The 21,368-nt window shown below is 64.4% G+C and carries 13 protein-coding genes; all 13 read left to right on the top strand.

What is annotated here, in order from left to right; all coding sequences use genetic code 11:
• Positions 1 to 1,851, top strand: coding sequence for a type VI secretion system baseplate subunit TssF (tssF, locus tag H7F35_RS28865; protein WP_187109937.1), 1,851 nt, complete (start codon positions 1 to 3; stop codon positions 1,849 to 1,851).
• Positions 1,815 to 2,936: a type VI secretion system baseplate subunit TssG gene (tssG, locus tag H7F35_RS28870; RefSeq protein WP_187109938.1), complete on the top strand. Its 1,122-nt coding sequence runs from the start codon at positions 1,815 to 1,817 to the stop codon at positions 2,934 to 2,936. The genes tssF and tssG overlap by 37 nt, the downstream gene beginning before the upstream one ends.
• 44 nt (positions 2,937 to 2,980) lie before the next feature.
• Entirely contained in the window at positions 2,981 to 5,713 is a 2,733-nt protein-coding gene (gene tssH, locus H7F35_RS28875; RefSeq protein ID WP_187109939.1) for a type VI secretion system ATPase TssH, read from the top strand.
• Positions 5,714 to 5,751: 38 nt separating this feature from the next.
• Positions 5,752 to 8,619 carry a type VI secretion system Vgr family protein gene (locus tag H7F35_RS28880; RefSeq protein ID WP_187109940.1) on the top strand — a complete coding sequence of 956 codons (2,868 nt, stop codon included), beginning with the start codon at positions 5,752 to 5,754 and terminating at the stop codon, positions 8,617 to 8,619.
• A 12-nt stretch (positions 8,620 to 8,631) separates the two neighbouring features.
• Complete coding sequence (locus H7F35_RS28885; protein ID WP_187109941.1) at positions 8,632 to 9,576, top strand: DUF4123 domain-containing protein; 945 nt, start codon at positions 8,632 to 8,634, stop codon at positions 9,574 to 9,576.
• A 103-nt stretch (positions 9,577 to 9,679) separates the two neighbouring features.
• A complete protein-coding gene (locus H7F35_RS34630) occupies positions 9,680 to 12,973 on the top strand; it encodes a T6SS effector BTH_I2691 family protein (RefSeq protein ID WP_222621978.1) in 3,294 nt (1,097 codons plus the stop codon).
• A gap of 1 nt (position 12,974) precedes the next feature.
• Complete coding sequence (locus H7F35_RS34635) at positions 12,975 to 14,000, top strand: DUF6708 domain-containing protein (RefSeq protein WP_222621979.1); 1,026 nt, start codon at positions 12,975 to 12,977, stop codon at positions 13,998 to 14,000.
• Positions 14,001 to 14,014: 14 nt separating this feature from the next.
• A complete protein-coding gene (locus H7F35_RS34640) occupies positions 14,015 to 14,995 on the top strand; it encodes a DUF6708 domain-containing protein (protein WP_222621980.1) in 981 nt (326 codons plus the stop codon).
• A gap of 1 nt (position 14,996) precedes the next feature.
• Positions 14,997 to 15,878: a DUF6708 domain-containing protein gene (locus H7F35_RS34925; RefSeq protein ID WP_261803398.1), complete on the top strand. Its 882-nt coding sequence runs from the start codon at positions 14,997 to 14,999 to the stop codon at positions 15,876 to 15,878.
• A gap of 95 nt (positions 15,879 to 15,973) precedes the next feature.
• On the top strand, positions 15,974 to 16,375 hold the full coding sequence (locus tag H7F35_RS28910) for a hypothetical protein (protein WP_187109942.1): 402 nt from the start codon (positions 15,974 to 15,976) through the stop codon (positions 16,373 to 16,375).
• Between the two features lie 17 nt (positions 16,376 to 16,392).
• Positions 16,393 to 16,860, top strand: coding sequence for a hypothetical protein (locus H7F35_RS28915; protein WP_261803399.1), 468 nt, complete (start codon positions 16,393 to 16,395; stop codon positions 16,858 to 16,860).
• A 38-nt stretch (positions 16,861 to 16,898) separates the two neighbouring features.
• A complete protein-coding gene (locus H7F35_RS28920; RefSeq protein WP_261803400.1) occupies positions 16,899 to 19,814 on the top strand; it encodes a type VI secretion system Vgr family protein in 2,916 nt (971 codons plus the stop codon).
• Complete coding sequence (locus tag H7F35_RS28925) at positions 19,811 to 21,367, top strand: hypothetical protein (protein WP_187109943.1); 1,557 nt, start codon at positions 19,811 to 19,813, stop codon at positions 21,365 to 21,367. The genes H7F35_RS28920 and H7F35_RS28925 overlap by 4 nt, the downstream gene beginning before the upstream one ends.
• Position 21,368 lies beyond the last annotated feature (1 nt).

The following is a 21,368-nucleotide window of genomic DNA, read 5'->3' on the forward strand; positions in this document are numbered from 1 at the left end:
ATGGACGAGTTGCTGCCCTTCTACGAGCGAGAGCTGGCCTTCCTGCGCAGCTACTCGCAGGAGTTCGCCAAGGGCTATCCGAAGATCGCGGCGCGCCTGGCCATTTCCGCCGACAGCAGCGAAGACCCGCATGTCGAGCGAATGATCCAGTCGTTCGCGCTGCTCACCGCCCGCATCAGCAAGAAGCTCGACGACGACTATCCCGAGCTGACCGAAGCACTGCTCGAGGTGCTCTATCCGCACTACCTGCGGCCCTTTCCCTCCTGCTCGATCGCGCAGTTCGACGCCGGCGGCGCTGCGCTCGCGAAGCTGAGCAAGCCCATCACCATCGCGCGCGGCACCGAGCTCACCTCGCAGCCGGTGCGCGGCGGCGCCTGCCGCTTTCGCAGCGTCTTCGACGTGACGCTGGCGGCGGTGCAGGTGTCCAACGTGGTGTTCCATTCGGTGGTGAACGCGCCCGCGCATGCCTCGTTGCCGCGCAATGCCACGGGGTGCCTGTCGGTCACGCTGGAGGCCACCGGCGAACAGAAATCGCTGGGCACGCTGGCGCTGACCATGGCGCGCCTGCGCACCTTCATCGACGCCGAGCCTTCGCTTGCCACCGCGCTGGCCGATGTCATCTTCCTGAAGACAGCCGCCGTCTTCGTGGAGCCCGAGCGCAGCGGCAAATGGACGCTGGTGCCGGGCGAGGCACTGCACCCCGTGGGCTTCGACGAGGCCGATGCACTCATCGAACTGCCGCCGCGCTCACACCCGGCCTACCGCCTCCTGAGCGAGTATTTCGCGTTCCCCGAGAAGTTCAACTTCGTTGACGTCGACCTGGCGAACGCCATGCGCCACATCGGCTCGTGCCGCTCGATCACGCTGCACTTGGTGATGACCGGCGTGCGCGCCGATTCGCCCACGGCGCGACTGCTCGAGGGCGTTTCCAGCCGCAACCTGCGGCTGGGTTGCACGCCCGTCATCAACCTGTTCAAGCAACGCAGCGATCCGATCCGCGTCACGCATGCCGCTGCCGCCTATCCGGTGGTGGCCGATGCGCGCCGGGCCTTCGGCTTCGAGGTCTACAGCATCGACTCGGTCAAGCTCGTCAAGCAGACCGCCGAGGGCGACGCCTACATCGAGTTCAGGCCCTTCTATTCGCTGCACCACGGCGAGCATCCGAAGGAAGCCGAGCACTACTGGTTCGCGCGGCGCAACGAACTCGTGGCGCAGCGCAGCCCGGGCTACGAGACCGAACTTTCGATCGTCGACATCGACTTCCAACCCTCGCTGCCGCAGACCGAAACGCTGAGCATCGACCTCACCTGCACCAACCGCGACCTGCCGCACTCGCTGGCCTTCGGCCTGCCCGGCGGCGACCTGTTCATCGAAGGCAACTCGGTGGCACGCTCGATCCGCATGCTGCGCCGCCCCACGCAGACGCTGCGCATGCCGCGCGGCAAGGGCGTGCAATGGCGGCTGGTGTCGCACCTGTCGCTTAACCACCTGTCGCTGGCCACCAGCGGACTGCCGGCGCTGAAAGAGATGCTGCGCCTGTACGACCTCGGCCGCTCGGCCGTGTCGGCGCGGCAGATCGAGGCCATCACCGCCATCGAGCAGAAGGCCACCACCCAGTGGCTGCCGGGCAAGCCCTTCGCCACCTTCGTGCGCGGCATCGAGCTCACGCTCACGGTGGACGAGGCCGGCTTCGTGGGCAGCAGCCTGCAGGCCTTCGCCCGCGTGATGGATCATTTCTTCGGTCTCTATGTGCACCTGAACAGCTTCACCCAACTGGTGATCGTTTCGGCGCGCGACAAGGAGGAGCTGGTGCGATGCAAACCCCGCAGCGGCGAATCGATCCTGCTGTAGCCGACCGGCTGCTGCGCGAACCCTACCGCTTCGAGTTCTTCCAGGCGGTGCGGCTGATCGAGCTCGTGCTGTTGCGACGGCAGGAGCGCGATGTGCACCATCGCCTGGTGCCCGGCGAGCGCATGGTGTCGCGCTGGGTGCGCTTTCGCAGCTCCACGAGCCTGAACTTTCCGCCCAGCGAGATCGAGGCACTGACGGTGCGCGATGCGGTGGGGCAGCTCGTATCGGCCGCCGAATGGTGCGAGCCCTCGGCGCTGCCCGATGACGACGGCGCGCTCAGTCGGATCGAACTCACGCCTGCCTCCTTCGGCATGCTGGGTGTGTCGGGCGCCTTGCCGATCGTCTACACCGAGATGCTGATGCGGCGGGAGCAACACCTGCGAGACAGCTCGGCACGCGCCTTTCTCGACGTGTTCAGCAACCGCGCCGCCGCGCTGTTCTATGCGGCCTGGCGCAAGTACCGCCTGCCGCTGCACTACGAGCACGAGCGCAGCCGCGCCTACCTGCCGGTGCTGCTGTCGATGGCCGGGCTGGAGCACACGGCGCAGCGCGATCCGCTGACCGACGGCACGGGCACGGTGTTCGACGAAACCGTGGCCGGCTACGCGGCGGCCGTGCGGCACCGGCCGATGTCGGCCGCCTACCTGCAGCGCGTGCTGTCCGACTACTTTCGCAGCACGATCCGCATCGAGCAGTTCCTGGGCAAGTGGTACGACATGCCAGAGCAGCAGCGCTCCAAGCTGGGCGAGGGCAATGTGAGCCTTGGGCAGAACGCGATGGCGGGCGAGCGCATCTGGCAGCGCGACCTGCGCATCCGTCTGTGGATAGGCCCGCTCAAGCGCAGCGCGCTGCGCGAATTCTTTCCGGGCCGCGCGCATGCGAAGGCGCTCGAAAAAATGCTGGCACTGCTTGCCGGCGTGACCTGCGAATACGAGGTGCGCCTGATCCTGGCACGCGAAGAAGTCAGCGCGGTGCAGCTGAGCGACAGCGGTGGCAGCCACCTGGGGTGGGACAGCTTCATCACCACCAGTGAGGCTGAAAGCGACCGCAGCGACACCCAGTACGAACTCCAGCCCCTGCAGTGACCGACCGTTCAACGAAGAAGACCGACAGAAGACAACCATCGCTCATGAGCACATCGCTGAAAACACTGATCACCAAGCTCAACGGCAGCGCACGCATGGCGACGCAGCGCGCCGCCAATCTGTGCCTGGCCAATGGCCACTATGAAGTGGACCTGGAACACCTGTTCCTGGCCCTGCTGGAGCAGACCGACAACGACCTTGCGCGCGTGCTGCGCGCCAACCGCATCAGCGCGACCGCGATCCAGTCCGATCTTGAACGCGAGATCCAGACCTTCAAGAACGGCAACACCCGCACGCCTGTGTTCTCGCAGCATCTGCAGCAGCTGTTCCAGCAAGCGTGGCTGCTGGCCTCGCTCGATGCGCACGTGGCGCAGATCCGCTCGGGCCATTTGCTGCTGGCGCTGCTAACAGAGCCCGACCTTGCGCAGCTCGCGCAGCGTGGCTCGCCGCTGTTCGCGAAGATCCGCCTCGAAGATTTGAAGCACGACTTCGACAAGCTCACCGATGGTTCGAGCGAAGCGGTGGAAGCCGGTGCATCGTCGGATGCTGCCGGTGGTGATGCGCCGCAGTCACCGGCCGATGCGCCGACGGCGGGCGCACCCGCCAAAACGCCTGCGCTCGACCAGTTCACCACCAACCTCACGCAGCGCGCACGCGACGGCGCGCTCGACCCCGTGATCGGCCGCGACACCGAGATCCGCCAGGTCATCGACATCCTGATGCGCCGGCGCCAGAACAACCCCATCCTCACTGGCGAGGCCGGCGTCGGCAAGACGGCGGTGGTCGAAGGGCTTGCGCTGCGCATTGCGTCGCAGGACGTGCCCGAGTCGCTGCGCGCCGTGGCGCTGCACACGCTCGACATGGGGCTGCTGCAGGCCGGCGCGAGCGTCAAGGGCGAGTTCGAGAACCGCCTGAAGAACGTCATTGCCGAAGTCAAGAAGAGCCCGCATCCCATCGTGCTCTTCATCGACGAGGCCCACACCATGATCGGCGCCGGCGGCCAGGCCGGGCAGAGCGATGCGGCCAACCTGCTCAAGCCCGCGCTCGCGCGTGGCGAGCTGCGCACCATTGCCGCCACCACCTGGGGCGAGTACAAGAAATACTTCGAGAAGGACGCGGCGCTCGCGCGGCGCTTCCAGGTCGTGAAAGTCGAAGAGCCCAGCGAAACGCTGGCCGCTGCCATGCTGCGCGGCATGGTGCCGCTGATGGAAAAGCACTTCAACATCCGCGTGCTCGACGAAGCCATCACCGAGGCTGTGCGCCTGTCGCACCGCTACATCAGCGGCCGCCAGTTGCCCGACAAGGCGGTGAGCGTGCTCGACACTGCCTGCGCCAAGGTCGCACTCGGCCAGAGCGCCACGCCCGCGCTCATCGAGGAAGCCAACCGCGGCCTCGAACGCATCGAGGCCGAGAGCGCAGCGCTGGTGCGCGACACGGCTGCCGGTGGACGCCACGAAGCGCGACAGGCTGAACTGGCCGAACAGAAAGCGGCGCTGCAGGCCGAGTTGGCCGCGAGCCAGCAACGGCTGGTGGAGGAGGGGGCGCTGGTCGAACGCATCCGCGCGCTGCGTGCGCAGCGCGATGCGCCTGCTGCAACCGATGCAGCGGCCGAGCCTCATCCGCCCGCAGAAAAGGCCGCACCGGCCCGCACCACCGGTCGCAAGAAAACCGCTGCCGCCGCGGACCCTGAGCGCGATCAACTCGACGCCTTGCTGGCCGAACTGCGCGCGCTGCAGGGCAGCACGCCGATGGTGCCGCTGCAGGTCGACGGCCTTGTCGTTGCGGAGATCGTCTCTGCGTGGACCGGCGTGCCGTTGGGCCGCATGGTCAAGGACGAGATCAAGACCGTGCGCAGCCTGGACACCCTGCTGGCCGAGCGCGTGATCGGCCAGGACCACGCGCTCGCTGCCGTGGCCCAGCGCGTGCGCACCGCCAGCGCACGCCTCGAAGACCCCAACAAGCCGCGCGGCGTGTTCATGTTCGTCGGCCCCTCGGGCGTCGGCAAGACCGAGACCGCGCTCGCGCTGGCCGACATTCTTTATGGCGGCGAGAAGAAGCTCATCACCATCAACATGAGCGAGTACCAGGAGGCGCACAGCGTCTCGGGCCTGAAGGGCTCGCCGCCCGGCTACGTGGGGTATGGCGAAGGGGGCGTGCTCACCGAAGCCGTGCGCCGCCAGCCCTACAGCGTGGTGCTGCTCGACGAAGTCGAGAAGGCGCACCCCGATGTACTCGAGATGTTCTTCCAAGTGTTCGACAAAGGAATGATGGACGATGCCGAAGGCCGCGAGATCGACTTTCGCAACACGCTGATCATCCTCACCTCGAACATCGGTTCGTCGCAGATCATGCAGGCCTGTCTCAACAAGGCCGACGACGAGCGCCCCGCGCCCGACGCGCTGGCCGATGCCTTGCGCCCCGTGCTCATGAAGTCCTTCAAGCCGGCCTTTCTCGGCCGCATGAAGGTGGCGCCGTTCTATCCGATCACCGATGCGGTGTTGGAGCAGATCATCGCGCTCAAGCTCGGCCGCATCCGCGACCGCATCGCGAACAACCACAAGGCCGTGTTCGAGTGGGACGACGCGCTGGTGGAGGCCGTGCTTGCGCGTTGCACCGAAGTCGATTCGGGCGCACGCAATGTCGATCACATCCTCAACGGCACGCTGCTGCCCGAGATCGCGGAGGTCGTGCTCACGCGCATGGCCGACGAGGCGCCGCTCGCCAGGATCAAGGCCAGCTGCAGCAAGAGCGGCGAGTTCCGCTACCGGGTCACCTAGGCGCGGCAGCGGTTCGGGTCAATGGGAGAACTACAAATATGGCGGACTTCAACTCGGCTTCACTCGGTGCGCTGTTGCGCGCCGGAACCACACAGCGCGACCGGTTGCTGGTGCTGCACACGCCGCTGGGCGACGACAAGCTTTTGGCCGAGCGTCTTGACGGCGTGGAGTCCATCGACGACGGGGGCTTTCGCTTCGAACTCACCGCGTTGAGCGACGACGCCCACATCGAACTCAAGACCCTGGTGGGGCAGGGCGTGCGCCTCGATCTTCAGACCGCACAGAGCCGCACCGAACTGCGCCCCTTCCACGGTCACGTGACCGAGGCCGAGTGCGTGGCCAGCAACGGCGGCATGGCGCGCTACAGGATCGTCATCGAGCCGTGGCTCGCGTTCCTGCGCTATCGCCAAGACAGCTGCCTGTTTCAGCACCAGGGCGTGGTCGAGATTGTCGATGCCGTGTTCGCCCGCTACCAGCAACAAGGAAAACTGGCCGTGCAATGGCGCTGGGAGATTGCCCAGCACGACATCTACCCCGTGCGCGGCATCACCACCCAGTACCACGAGAGCGACTTTGATTTTGTCGCCCGACTGCTGGCCGAAGAAGGGCTCTATTACTGGTTCGAGCACGCCAACGGCAAGGACGGCGCGCTCGGCAGCCATGTGCTGGTCATCGCCGACCATGCGGGCGCCTTCCGCGCCAACGCGCAGCCCACCATCCGCTTTCACCGGGCCGATGCGAGCGAGGCCGAAGACACCATCCAGCAATGGCGCGGACGCCGCCAGTTGCAGACCAACAGCCTCGATCAACAGAGCTGGGACTACAAGAGCGTGAGCGCGCGGCCCGTGCAGCAGCAAAGCCGCAGCACAGGCACGGACAACACCGGCACGGGGGCATCGTCGCGCGGCCACCGCGTGCTGCAGTGGAGCGACGACCCCGGCGCCTATGGCTGGGAGACCTCCGCGCAAGGCGAACGCCTCGTGGCCAATGCCCTGCAGGCGCTGGAGCTGCGCAACAAGACTTTTGAAGGCCGCAGCGCCGTGCGCACCCTCGCACCCGCCACCACTTTCACGCTGAGCGGCCACGAGCAGCACGACAAGGACAGCGAGCAGGACCGCCGCTTCGCCTTGCTTGCTGTGCGCCATATCGCGCGCAACAACTTCGACGAAGACGTGAAGGCCGGGGTTGGTGAACGCCTGGGCCTGCCCGACGTGGCCACGGAGTTCGATGCAACAACCGATAGTGGCAATGCGGATGCGAAGCCCGACACCGTCACCCACTACCGCAACGAGTTCAGCACCGTGCGCGCCGCCATCCCCTACCGGCCCTTGAGCATGGATGGCCACGGCCAGCGCATCCATCCAAAGCCCAGCGTGCACGGCAGCCAGAGCGCCATCGTCATTGGTGTGGGCGGTGATGCGCCGATACATACCGACCGCGACCACCGCATCAAGGTGCAGTTCCACTGGCAGCGCGGCAGCGGTTCCAGTGCGCGCCAGCCTCGCACCGACGGCCAGGACAACGCACCCGCCTCTGACAGCCTGGGCGCCTGGGTGCGCGTGGCTGCCAGCGCCGCCGGCGACAACTGGGGCCAGGTCACCCTGCCGCGCGTGGGGCAGGAAGTGCTCGTCGAGTTCCACCACGGCGACATCGACCGCCCCGTGGTCGTTGCGGCGCTTTACAACGGCGCCGGCCAGACCGATGCCCAGCACAACCAGAAACCCGCCGGTGCGGCGCAGTCCACCGGCAACGCCCCCGCCTGGTTCGCTGGCGAAGGCAAGGAGGCGAAGGAACACGCGCACAACGCCGTGTTCTCCGGCATCAAGACCCAGGAGCTGAGCGCCAGCCAGAGCGGCGACGGCGGCTACAACCAGCTCGTGTTCGACGACACGCCTGGGCAGGGCAGCACGAGCCTGGCCACCACGCAGGCGCAGAGCCGGCTGCACTTGGGGCACCACAAGCAGCAGGACGACAACGCGCGCGGCAAGGGGCGGGGGCACGGGGCCGAACTGGCGACCACCGCGCAAGGCGCGATCCGCGCGGGGGCAGGCCTGCTCGTGAGCGCGCATGCCCAGTCGAACGCAAAGGGCGCCTTCATGGCGAGCCAAGAGGCACAACAGCAGACGAAGCAGGCTGAAGAACTCGCCACTTCACTGGCCCAGAGCGCGCAGACCCAGAAGGCGCAGATCAAGGGCGAAGGCCCCCCCGACAAGCTGCCGGCCATCGACGGGCTGAAACACGTAGCGGAAGTTCTGGGCACGAAGCAGGAAGGAAACGCAGCGACCGGCGGCGCTGCGGGCTCGGGTGGTGGCATCAAGGCGACTGAGGGCGGGCAGGGCAGCGTCACCGCGTACAGCGAGCCGCACCTGCAGTTCAGTGCGCCGATGGGCATTGGCTTCGTCACGCCGAAGGAGGCGATTGCAGTAAGCGGCAAGAACACCGCGATCGTTGCCAACCAAGACATCGACCTGCCGGCGCAGGGCCAGATTGCCATGAGCGTGGCCAAAGGCGTGAGCCTGTACACGCTCGGCGCCAAGGCCGGCGCAGGACAGGAGCCGAACCAGGAGCGCGGCATCGCGATGCATGCAGCCAGCGGCAAAGTGACGCTGCAAAGCCAGAAGGGCGCCACAAAAATCGCAGCCGACAAGAAGGTGACGATCGCCAGCGTGACGAAGGACGTCAACGTCGAGGCCCCGACGCACGTGCTGCTGACCGTGGCCGGTGCGTACATCAAGCTCGAAGGCGCGAGCATCAAGATCCATGCGCCGGGGAAGGTGACGTTCAGGGGAATGCACAACTTCGTGGGGCCGCAAGGCGACAGCGCGAGCAACAGCGTGGGCAAGGCGCAAGCACAGCCGTGCCCAAAACAGAACGATGCGGCTGCCAGCGGCGCCGTAACCCTTTGAGGCAGAAGCCAGATGCTTCAACGCGTTGCTAGACAGTTGGGCGAGGCGCTGCAGGCGGACGAAACGCTCTCGGCGTACTTGCTGGTCGATCCGATGCTGAAGGAGCCTTTTGCTGTGGACTGGCTGCAGGAAGAGTCGCGCAAGGTGTGGCCCGTTTCCGTTCGTCACCCGCTGCTCAAAGACAGTCAGCACCCCCGGTTGATCCATCTGCATCCCCACGACACCCATTTGCTCGAGGCTTCCATTGCATTGGCCATCACCGAGCAATCTGATCCCGATGAGGAAAGCCAGCAGGGGTTTGCGCTTGGCGGATGGCTGTTGACCAATGCGCCGGGCGAGGCACTTGCGCGCCACCTTGCGCGGTGCATGCAACCCTCGCTCATGCCCAAAGCCGGCAATATGCTGCTGCGCTGGGCCGATCGGCGCGTACTCGAGTGGATGTGGCCTGTGCTCACAGCCCGCCAACAGGCGGGGCTGCTGCGCCCGATACCGCGCTGGTATGTTCTTGATCGTTGTGGCGAACTGGTGTGCTACGAGGCGCAGGCCGATGTGCTGCCGCAAGCCCTCTCATTCAGTCCTGACCAATGGGCCCATGCACAGCAGAACGAAGCGGTTCAAGACCTGTTGCGAGGCTGGCTTCGGTTTGCCGGCGCGTTGCCCCCCGACTATTTGCGAAGAGCGGCGCAGGCTGCAGGCGCAGTCATCGCTACCGGGCTGACGAATCGTCAAGACCGCGTTCTGCTGGGCGCTTACATCCTGCAAGTGCATCCGCAGCTCACAAGCCATCCGGCATTGCACTCGGCCGTCAATCGCGCCTTGAGTGGAAGCGTCACCCTCGCGCAGGCACTCGAAGACATCCCCGACCCGCAGGGCTGGGACGCCATCCGGGCCGAACTTGAGCGAGATGCCGGATTCGCCCCCACGCGACCCATCGAACAGAGAGAACAACTTGGCTAGTACACCGCCCCCCAGCTACTCGGCAGGCGCGCAGAAAGCGGCTGCCAATACTCCCGCATGCGCCACTGGCGGGTGCCCGGCGTGCGTCAAGGCGGGGCTGCCCGTGCTGCTCGTGCGTCCAGGTCTTGCCGAAGCAGGCTACGCGCAAGCCAGGCAGGACGCAGCGCGTCCCTTGCTCGACATGCACACGGCCGAAGTGGCGTTGAGCTTCAGCCGCTACACGATGCGAACCCTGCGTACGGGGTTTGTCATGGTCTATTACGAAAAGCCCCACACGGCTCAACTGAAAGCCGACAAAGGATGGGCGTTCTACCGTGTCAGCAATGGGGGCTATCTCAGTCCATTCCCATTGGGGGCGGCGCCGCTCACCAACAGCACCAGTGCCGATGGTGGTTTTGTGTGCCAGCGCTCGGACGCTTATGCCATGGCCATGCTGCTGGTGATTCCAGAAGCCAAGAAGGCCGGCTCGGTCTGGGTCGGCTACAGCGACCATCCCTGGTCCGAGCCTGTTCGCAATACCTACGCGTCGAAGGCGGATCTGCGCAGCAGGCGCATGACGCAGATACAAGCTTCGAGCGGCACGGCCAAGCGCTCCATGCCGTTGACCGCCGGGGCGATGTTGTCGCTGGTTGCCGACTACGACGAAAAATTGCCCCCGGATGCATTGCTGGGCTCGCCATTTCCGCCCTTGCAAGTCAAGGCAGGTGTCGCAGGCGACACCGCCGTGCGGCCGGAGACGGCGGTGCAGGTCGTGCAGGCTGCGCAGCGCCTGGTGGATGCCTCGCAGGGGCAATACACCATGGGCAACGTCCACATGGTCTGCGTACCTGACGCCATTGGAGTGACTTCCGAGTCGGCCTATATGCGGATGGCCCGTTGCAACACCGCAGCCGAGTGGTTGAACAAGGAAGACAAAGGTCAGTGGAAGTTGCAGACCGCGCTCACCATCGAGGGCTTGCTCAAGGAGGTGGATTCAAGCGGCGAGGCGGCCAAGCAGCGTGTGGCGGGTGCGGCGCAACTCAAAGGCAAGCCCATCACCAACGAAGAATTCCAGGCCCAGCAGAAGGCCGGCACCTTGCCGCCCGAAGCGCGTTACCAGGGCGTGCGCCGAGGCATCGCCACGGGGCGCGGTGGCACTTACCCGGATCCGGTCAACGGCACGATCACCTTTCCCGACGACAAGGAGCTCGACCACGAGACCGCAAACCGCAAGGCCGACCTGCTCAAAAAGCTCGCATCCGGCGGACAGTACCCGTTCAGGGATTTCCTGCAGAATTTCAGCACGCGCGCAGAGGCGGACAAAAAGCTTTTGGTCAAAGTCGAGCCCGATCACGGTCACTGGCTCAAGTCGAATGCCCGCAAGCTGGTGACCGGCAACGACTTCGGCCCCAACGAACGCATCGACGGCCTGCACTACGCCTACGCCGTGGCACAGAGCACGCTCGGCGGCCACATGAGCGCCACCGGCCTCGAGTGGTACCAGCCCTTCGTGGGAAGCAACCCGCACGACAGCGAAGCGCTGCTCACGCGCGCGCTTCTGGGCAATCAGGTGGCGTTCTTCGATGCCTTCAAGCCCACCAAGGTCCACAAGGAAACCAAGAACATCTTCAAGTTGTTCGAGGAAACAGCGCAGGCGATGAAAGACGCTGCCGCGGGCAAAAGCGTTCCGTTGGCCAGCCAGGCCCTGCTTGCCAGCTATCCGTTCTACGACAAGGTCGTCAGCAGCCTGCCGGCGTTGAAAACCGCCGCCTCGGGCGTGGTGCATCCGCTCATCACCATCGCCGGCGGGATCAGCATGGCCACGACAGGCACCGACCCGGTGTCGGTCAAGACACGGGAATTTCTCACTGCCGTCATCCAGAGCATTACCGCCACGGCAGGCCCCGAAGGCGCGATGGCGCAGACGGTCAAGATGACCCTGTCCGAGGCTGTGCAGTACTGGGAGAGCCTGCGCGGCGAATTGGGGCGCCGCGCGGCGCAGGGCGCGGGAGCCGTGGCGGCCGCGGCCAACAAGGCTGGCGCCGCCGCCACAGGCAAGCTAAAAAACGTGGTGCTGGCGGGCGGCCTGAGCCTGGCGCTGTCGGGTCATTCGCGCGGTCTCAACACGCTGATCGACGTGTGGGTTTTCACGGCGGAATCGGCAGATGAGCTGACGAAAAAGGCTTCCTTCGCAGGGCGTTCCGCTGTCAACGCCACGGCCCAGGCGGGGCGCTCTGCGGCCACCGCTGCCACCGCTGCAGGGCGGGCGCTCGGCAGCGCCACCGCTCCGGCGACGCAAGCGGCCACCCGTGCGGCCGGCTGGACCGCCGCACAGCTCTCCGGCTTTGCCAAGGGTTCTGCCGCCGTCATGAATGGCGGTGCGGCCTCCTTTTCGGCGGCCGGCGCGGTGCTGCATGGGTTCTCGATTGCCAAGTCCGTCAAGACACTGGAGCACGGCACACAAGACCAGCGCACTGCCGCGTGGTTTGGACTGGCCGGCTCGGGCATGGGCATCACGGCGGCCAGCCTCGAGGTCGCAGAGCAGGTGGCCAAGACGAACGGTGCATGGGCTTCGAGGGCGACCATGCTGAAGCTGATGGCGAGCAGGTTGTCGGCTGCGGGGCTGTTTGTGGATGCGGGGCTGGCGGGGTTGAACTTCTACAAACGAAAAGCTAGCGGGGATTCGGACTCTGCAGCGGCGTATCTCACCTCTTCGATTTTTTTCGGACTCGCAGGTGGAGCCGGACTGATGGCCGCTGGGCAAATAGGCGGCTCTGTCGCGAGTGCCGGCCTGCTGGGCCTGTCTTGGACCGGCTGGGGATTGATTCTGATCGGGCTTGCCATCGGTGTCGGCTACATCGCCATGCTGCTGCAAGACACACCCACCGAAGAATGGGTCGCCAAGAGCATTTGGGGCAGCGCCAAGGACAAATGGGGTAGTTTGGAGGTTGAGCAGCAGGAACTCAACAAACTGCTCATGGGCATCCGCGTCGAATTCGACTACGGCATGAACACCATGGCCACGACCGGGGCCGGTGTGTCGCGCGGCGATGCTGGCCTGGGCTCTCTGTTCATGAAAGACCCCTTCGGAGACCACAGTGGCCTGTTCAAGTCGGTCGAGTTGCGCCTGTGGATGCCCAAGGCATTGCGCGACAGCCTCGAATGGACCATTGGCATCACGTTGGCCGGCCGCGACGGCATCTCGACCTTGGTCTACCTGCTAGGCCGCAGCGTGCCGCCCGCGGCACCGCTGAGCTTGAAGGGTGTGGAGAGCCCGAAGCGCAGCGACGAAGGCGACTTCACCCATATCACCATCGACACCGATGGGTTGCTGTACCCACGAGCCCAGGTCCAGGTTCAGGTGCTGGTCGACGCCACCAGCGGAGACTATGTGGTGGACCAGACGATAACCGACTGACATGAAGAAGCTACCCGAATACAACGTGCGGCTGCCGGATTGGCAAGGGGCGGAGACGCAGTTTGACGATATCAGTGACGCGTTGCGCGCGATGCTCAACGGGACGATCACGCGCGTGGCGCCCGAAGACAAGAAGCAGCCTGTGCACGAGAGCGCCAGCACCTGCGATTCACTATTGGCTGTGCATCCGGAGGCGATTCAGGTTGGAGCGCCTATGGGTACCGGAGAAGTGGTAGGGAATGGGAATACTTTTGCGGTTTTCTCCTTGGGTTGTATGGGTTTTGGGATTCCTTGGTTTTGGAAAGCTGGGGAGCGTTGGCTGAATTGGTTTACCTACGACGATCCAAGCCCTTGGAGCAACCCACCGAGCGCGGCCAGTTTTCTAGAGCCATTGGTTTTTGGTCTCATCATTTTTGGAATGGGCTTTCTCTTCTTCTCCTTCGCCCTTCGCATGTCTCACCTAGCCTCTCGTGACATCCCCGTGGTCTTCAACCGCAAGACCCGAGAAGTCAGTATCAGCGTGTTGGGGCGCTTGCGCTTCTGGCGTTTCTGGGAGCGCGTGGGCATTGACAAAGTGATCACCACTTCGTGGGACGAGTTGCAGGCCCGCAGCTACAAGATCATGCAACTCACCGGCGAGTCGGCACGCGACACCCATGTGCTGCGCCTGCTCTGGGGTGAGCGCCAGAACCCGCGCAAGCTGGAAGGCATCGCCTTGATCGGCTATCTCGGCTGGTACGAAGACGCGGCACTCTGGCGGCTGTGGGAGCACATCCAGCGCTACATGGAGGAGGGCGGCCCAGCCATCCAGCCGGGCGAGAGCTTGCGCACCAGTGGAGCGGGCAAGCTGCCGGAGTTGCCGGCGGAGGTCATTGCTGCGGCCGGCGGGCCGGCATTGAGTGTGGAAGAGGTCGCTCAACTGGCGGGTGTGTCCGGTGGCAGCGTAGAACCCAAGCCCAAAGCACTCTCAGCCCCTACCAGTCGGACGCGCGGCCATCACAACGCAATCGGCGCTAACAGCGCTTGAGATGACGGAATGACATGAAGAAGCTACCTGAATACAACGTGCTGCTGCCGGACTGGCAGGGGCCGGAGACGCAGTTTGACGATATCGGCGAGGCGCTGCGGCCGATGCTCAATGGCACGATCACGCGTGTGGCGCCCGAAGACAAGAAGCAGCCCGTTCACGAGAGTGCGAGCACCTGTGATTCGTTGCTGGCGGTGCATCCGGATGCGATTGAGATTGGCGCGCCCATGGGTACAGGGGAGGTTATTGGGAATGGGAATACCTTTATTGCTTTTTCGCTCGGAATAATGGGCATGGGGGTTTGGTTTCTTGTCGAGGCGGCGATTTGGCTAGATAGTTTTTTTCTTCTGGGCGGAAGTATTTTTTTTGCCATGGGATTCTTGTTCGGCTCCTTCGCCCTTCGGATGTCTCACCTTGCCCCCCGCGACATTCCCGTGGTTTTCAATCGCAAGACCCGCGAAGTCAGCATCTGCGTGCTGGGGCACTTGCGCTTTTGGCGCTTCTGGGAGCGCGTGGGCATTGATAAAGTGATCACCACTTCGTGGGACGAGTTGCAGGCCCGCAGCTACAAGATCATGCAGCTCACCGGCGAGGCCGCCCGCGACACCCATGTGCTGCGCTTGCTCTGGGGAGAGCGCCAGAACCCGCGCAAGCTGGAAGGCATCGCCTTGATCGGGTACCTCGGCTGGTACGAAGACGCCGCGCTCTGGCGGCTGTGGGAGCACATCAGGCGCTACATGGAAGAGAGCGGTCCGCCCATTCAGCCAGGGGAGAGCTTGCGCACCAGCGGTGCGGGCAAGCTGCCGGAGTTGCCAGCGGAGGTCATTGCAGCGGCCGGTGGACCGGCATTGAGTGTGGAAGAAGTTGCCCGGCTGGCGGGTGTGTCTAGTGGCAGCGTAGAACCCAAGCCAAAAGAACTCTCAGCCCCTGCCAGTCGGACGCAAGCGTCTATCAAGACTCGATCGGTGCCGACAGCGCTGGGGATGACGAAGTGATATGAAGAAACTACCTGAATACAACGTGCTGCTGCCAGACTGGCAGGGGCCGGAGACACAGTTTGACGACATCGGCGAGGCGCTGCGGCCGATGCTCAATGGAACGATCACGCGTGTGGCGCCCGAAGACAAGAAGCAGCCCGTTCACGAGGGGGCGAGCACCTGTGATTCGTTGCTGGCTGTGCACCCGCATGCGATTGAGATTGGCGCGCCCATGGGTACGGGGGAGGTGATTGGGAATGGGAATACCTTTATTGCGTTCTCGCTCGGAATGATGGGTATCGGGATTGCCGCGTTCTGGGTCGCTTGGGGGGCTTCAAATTTTTGGTTGCCCCTGCTCGTCGGGATTGTCATGTTTGGGATGGGATTTTTGTTCTGTTCTTTTGCCCTTCGCATGTCCCACCTTGCCCCCCGGGACATCCCTGTGGGCTTCAATAGAAAGACCCGCGAAGTCAGCATTTGCGTGTTGGGGCGCTTGCGCTTCTGGCGCTTCTGGGAGCGCGTGGGCATCGACAGAGTGGTCACCACTTCGTGGGACGAGTTGCAAGCTCGCAGCTACAAGATCATTCAACTCACCGGCGAGGCCGCCCGCGACACCCATGTGCTGCGCTTGCTCTGGGGTGAGCGCCAGAACCCGCGCAAGCTGGAAGGCATCGCCCTGATCGGCTACCTCGGCTGGTATGAAGACGCGGCACTCTGGCGGCTGTGGGAGCACATCCGGCGCTACATGGAAGAGGGCGGCCCAGCCATCCAGCCGGGCGAGAGCTTGCGTACCAGTGGTGCGGGCAAGCTGCCGGAGTTGCCAGCGGAGGTCATTGCAGAGGCCGGCGGGCCGGCATTGAGTGCGCAAGAGGTTGCCCGGCTGGCAGGCGTGGAGGCGTAGGTTGAAAGCGAAAGTGCTCCCAGGCCCTGCCAGTCGGACGCCAGCGGCTATCAAGACTCAAGCGGTGCCGACAGCGCTGGGGATGACGGAGTGACATGAAGAAGCTACCTGAATACAAGGTACTGCTGCCGGACTGGCAGGGATCGGAGACGCAGTTCGACGATATTGGCGAGGCGCTGCGGCCGATGCTCAATGGCACGATCACGCGTGTGGCGCCCGAAGACAAGAAGCGGCCCGTTCACCAGGGTGCGAGCACCTGCGATTCACTGCTGGCGGTGCACCCGGATGCGATTCAGATTGGCGCACCGTTCGGAACCGGCGAGACAGTGGGAAATGGGAAGACCTTTGCGGTTTTCTCTTTGGGTTGTATGGGAATGGGAGGATGGCTTCTTTTTGAGGCTCTCTTCTGGCCAAACCTTTCCCTCGTAATCTTTGGAAGTATTTTTTTGCGCTTGGATTTTTCCCTTTTTGCTTTGCCATCCGCTCTACCTACTTAAGCCCCCGTGACATCCCCGTGGTCTTCAACCGCAGGACCCGAGAAGTCAGCATCAGCGTGTTGGGGCGCTTGCGCTTCTGGCGCTTCTGGGAGCGCGTGGGCATCGACAGAGTGATCACCACTTCGTGGGACGAGTTGCAGGCCCGCAGCTACAAGATCATGCAACTCACCGGCGAGTCGGCGCGCGACACCCATGTGCTACGCCTGCTCTGGGGTGAGCGCCAGAACCCGCGCAAGCTGGAAGGCATTGCCTTGATCGGCTACCTTGGCTGGTATGAAGATGCCGCACTCTGGCGGTTGTGGGAGCACATCCGGCGCTACATGGAAGAGGGCGGCCCAGCCATCCAGCCGGGCGAGAGCTTGCGCACCAGCGGCGCGGGCAAGCTGCCAGAGTTGCCGGCAGAGGTCATTGCAGCGGCCGGCGGGCCGGCGTCGAGTGTGGAAGAGGTTGCCCGGCTGGCGGGTCTGCCTGGCGTGGCGGTGTAGGAACGTACTGGGTGTGAAATCAGGGAGGGAAAAAATCAATGTCAGACACTTCAAACAGCTTCATGCCGACCTATGGCGCAACGCCATGGACGTCCGACGGCCTGAACGTTGCGCGGCTCTCCGAGCAGGCGCGCCTCATCAAGCTGCAACTGCCCGCATCGGCGCCGCAGAACGCCGTCGTCGTCGAGCGCTTCACCGGCACCGAAGCCATCAATGAGCTTTTCGACTTCACCATCGACACCCTCGCCACGTCGAGCGAGTTCGATCCCTTCGCGTTGATCGGCGAAGAGCTGAGCCTGCGCCTGCTGCTCGCCAACGGCAGTTTCCGCACCTGGCACGGCTACCTCACCGCAGTCGATGCACTGGGCGGCGACGGCGGCCTCGCGCGCTACCGGTTGCACCTGCAGCCCTGGCTGGCCACGCTGGGCCTGCGCCGCGACAGCTTTGTGTATGCCGCCAAGAATGTGCAGGACATCGTCAGCGAAGTGTTCGCCGACCACACCGCCGCCAGCTTCAGCTTTGAAGTCACGCAGGAGCTGCCCGTGCGGCCCACCTGCGTGCAGTACCGCGAGTCGGATCTCGCCTTTGTGTTGCGCCTGCTCGCACAGGAGGGCCTGAGCTTTCGCTTCGAGCACGAGCAATCGAAAGGCGGCGAGGGCAGCAGCAGCGCCGCTAACAATGCAGCACCGTCGCACCATCGCCTGGTGATTTTCGACTGCGAGGCCAAAGCGCCCGACTGCGCCTTGCCCGAAATCCGCTTTCACCGCGTCGACGCCACCGAGCAGCAGGACAGCATCACCGCATGGAGCAGCCGGCGCCAGGTCGCTACCAACTCGGTGACGCTGAACGCTTGGGATGCCAGCGTGCTGCAGGCGCCCACCGGCTCTGTGCAGAGCGCGCTCGAGACGGGCGACGTGCCCGTGCTGGAGCACTACGACGGCGCCGGCGCGCAGCGCTATGCCGACAGCGCCGCTGCAGGCCGTCGCGCCGAGCAGCAACTGGTGGCTTTCGAGTCGCGCATCAAACGCTATGGCGGCGCGGGCAGCGTGCGGCAGTTGGGCGCCGGCGAGTGCTTCACGCTCACGCAACACGACCGCTTCGAGGGCCAGAAATTCCTTGCGCTGCGCGTGCGCCACGAGGCCGCCAACAACCTGGGCGCGCAGGCTGCACAGGTGCTAGAAGCCGGCGCGCTTGAAAAAGGCAGCTACCGCAACAGCTTCGAGGCGCAGCCGGCCGAAGCGCAGGTGGTGCCGCACTGGCGCCCCAAGCCCACGGCACCCGAGGCGATGGTCGCGCTCGTGGTCGGCGCCGATGACGAAGAGGCGCCGACGGCAGTCCACACGCAGCGCGACCACCGGGTGCAGGTGCGCTTTCATTGGCAGGCCCAGCGCGCGACGCAACAGCAATCGGGTCAGCCGGGCCGAGGCGGACAGGGCAGCCTGGTCGCAGCCGGTCGCCATGCCAGCAACCGCCAGTCGGTCTGGCTGCGTGTGGCCGCGCCGGTGGCCGGTCCGAACTGGGGCGCACACCATCTGCCGCGTGTCGGCTCCGAGGTGCTGGTGTCGTTCATCGAAGGCGACATCGACCGGCCGGTGGTCGGCCAGCAGCTCTACAACGGACAAGACCTGCCCCCGTGGTCGGCCGGCACCGATTCGTCGGCCAACCATGCGGGCGTGCTCTCGGGCTGGCACAGCCGTGCGCTCGACGGCAGCGGCTACAACCAGTGGATTGCCGACGATGCGCCCGGCCAGGTGCGCACGCGCCTGGCCAGCTCGCATGCGGCGAGCCAGTTGAACCTGGGCCACCTCAACGCGCAGTCGCCCGATGAAAGCAATCGCGGCGCCTGGCGCGGCACCGGTGCCGAACTGCGCTCCGATGCATGGGTGGTCACGCGCGCGGGCGAAGGCCTGCTGATCTCGACGCTGGCCCAGGAGCGGGCGGCAGGCAGCGTACAGGACACCACCAGCGTGCGCGGCCAAATCGCGGGTGCGTTGCGCGAAGCACAGAACCTGTCGGATGCGGCCGGCGGTGCCAAGGCGCTGGCACTGGGTGCGACGGCGCTGCTCCAGCCGCTCATCGACGACATCGATCCGCAGAGGAACGGGCACTACCCCGGCAACGTCAACGGCCAGGATGCGCGAGAGCTGAAGGGCGGCGAGGGTGCGGGCGCGCGCGAAGGGCAAGAGCCCGTGCCCGCCTTCGCCCGGCCGCTGATGGTGCTGGACGCGAACATGAGCCTGAACATGGCCACACCCGCGAGCGCCACGGTATATGCGGGCGAGGCGATCCACTGGACGGCGCAGGAGCAGGCCCACATGGCAGCGGGCAAGACCGTGAGCTTTGCGGCGGGCAAGTCCGTGGGGCTCTACAGCCATGAAGGCGGGATTCAGGTCATCGCACAAGAGGGGCCGGTGAGCGTGCAGGCGCACACGGACGAACTGGAATGGCTGGCGAAGGAAGGCTTCACGGTCACCAGCAGCAATGACGAGATCCACGTGCTGGCCAAGCAGAAGATCACGCTCAAGGGCGGGCAGACAAGCATCGAGCTGGATGGGGCGAACATCACGCTGAAGATGCCGGGGTTGCTGGATGTGAAGGGGACGAGCAAGAGTTTTGTGGGGCCGAAGGGGAGTCCGGCGGAGTTGCCGCACTTGCCCACCGGGGCGATCAATGAGGCGCAGCACTTCATCGAGTTGAATCATCACTATGACGATCTGGAGCCGGTCAAGGGGGCTGCCTACAAACTCATCTTCGACAACGGCACGGTCATTCGCGGCAAGCTCGATGGCAACGGCTTCGCGCGGCACGACGGTGTGCCACCGGGATCGGCAAAGGTCATCTGGGGGGAGGACGAGCGGAAGTGGGATGGCGAATCGAAGCGGCCGAATGATCGCTTCGGTGCGGCCAGCGATGCCGATGCAGCCATTGCACTGGTGAAGGGATTGATGTCGTGATTTCTCGCACCATTCCCATTCAGCAGGTCAAGCCGAACCTGTCGGATGCAGTCCGTATGGCGGCGGCGGAGATCGAGCGTTTTCTGGGGCTCTTCTATCCCATGGAGCTCGTTCGGCAAACGGATGCAGCCAAGGCCATTGCGGGGCAGTGGCTGTCGCGGGTCAAAGGGTTTCACAACGACGACGACTTCCTGCACCTGACGCGCGACTTTCTCGGCTACGTGCTCAGCGGTGGCGAGCGCTCGCAGGTGTCTGACCAGCTTGCGTACTACTTCTCGGGCTTCATGCCCAGCTACGGCGCGGCTTGCACCCTGCTCGGCATGGCGGCAGACGGGCGCCCCTGGAGCGAAGTGCAGGCCTTCATGCACAGCCAGAGCTACGGGGATGCGCGCAAGTACGTGGAGGGCTTCGACTGGGCGGGCGGCAAGAAGAAGGCGCAGGCCGAGATCGATACCTGGAAGGGGATTCTGCAAAAGCAGGTCAAAGGCATCGAGTCAGCAGCCTACGGCGAACCTGTATTGTTGGCGCAGGCCAACCCGCAGCCTTTGCCGAATGCACCGATAACGGATGTGCCTCCGGCCAACGAGCCCTATATGCCCAGGGCGAGGCCACCGTTGCGCCTCGTGCCTCCGGTAGAGGCACCTCCTTTGGGGGGGCCCGGCGCGGGGGTTGCCGGCCGAAGTGCGTTGGCATTGCTGGCCGAGCCGGCGGCGATCGTGCTGTTCGTGCTGGTGATCGTCTTGACCCCCAGCAATGCATTCCAGAAGAACACCGAGGACGAAGACCTGCGGCGCTGGCGTGCCGAGTACGAAAAGAAGAATCAACTTCCGATTCCGGATGCTCTCCCCAAAGCCGATGCTGTAACGGACACGGCCAACAACGATTGCAAGCCGCAGAGCGAGGAGAACAAGAAGAACGGAACCGAGTGCGAGGAAGACGGCTATGTGCTGATGGAGCAGGCGCTGCAATATGCTCGACTGATTGATCCGCCCAAGGGCAAAGGGCTGGATGGACTGTTTGAGAAGCGCTCGCCTTTCGATCAGCCCAACCCGATGCCTGCGACGGTGACAGTGCCTAAGCCGGGCAAGCTGATCTTCATTCCGCCGACAGGCAAGCCTCCTCAGGCGCGATATGACTTCACTGGCAAGCCACCGGTCAACACTTATCCAAAGTTCGTGGTGTTCGAGGCCAAGCACATTGCCAAGGCATTTGATGAAAAGAACACCGACGGGATCAAGAAGGAGACCACGTACCGGCTCAAGAATACGTGTGATGGGCAGCAGATGGGGACAGACTGGACTGAAAAGCGAATTCCCCAAGCACTTGAACGCCAATACCCGCGCGCTGCGAACCAGCAGTTTCGGAAAGGCAAGGAAAAAGAGATCACAAATCAGGGCTACGCGCGTTGGATTTTTGTGTGCCTGCCAGGACCTTCTGGGAGCGGTACAAAGCTATATGTGCTGATTGACGTGGTGGTATCTGGAATGGATCTGGATAGCAAAATCCCAACACCCCGCAAGTCCACCGCGCCTGCGCAGGACTCAACATACTGAG

Origin of the sequence: Variovorax sp. PAMC26660, assembly GCF_014302995.1 — a bacterium.
Taxonomy (GTDB): domain Bacteria; phylum Pseudomonadota; class Gammaproteobacteria; order Burkholderiales; family Burkholderiaceae_C; genus Variovorax.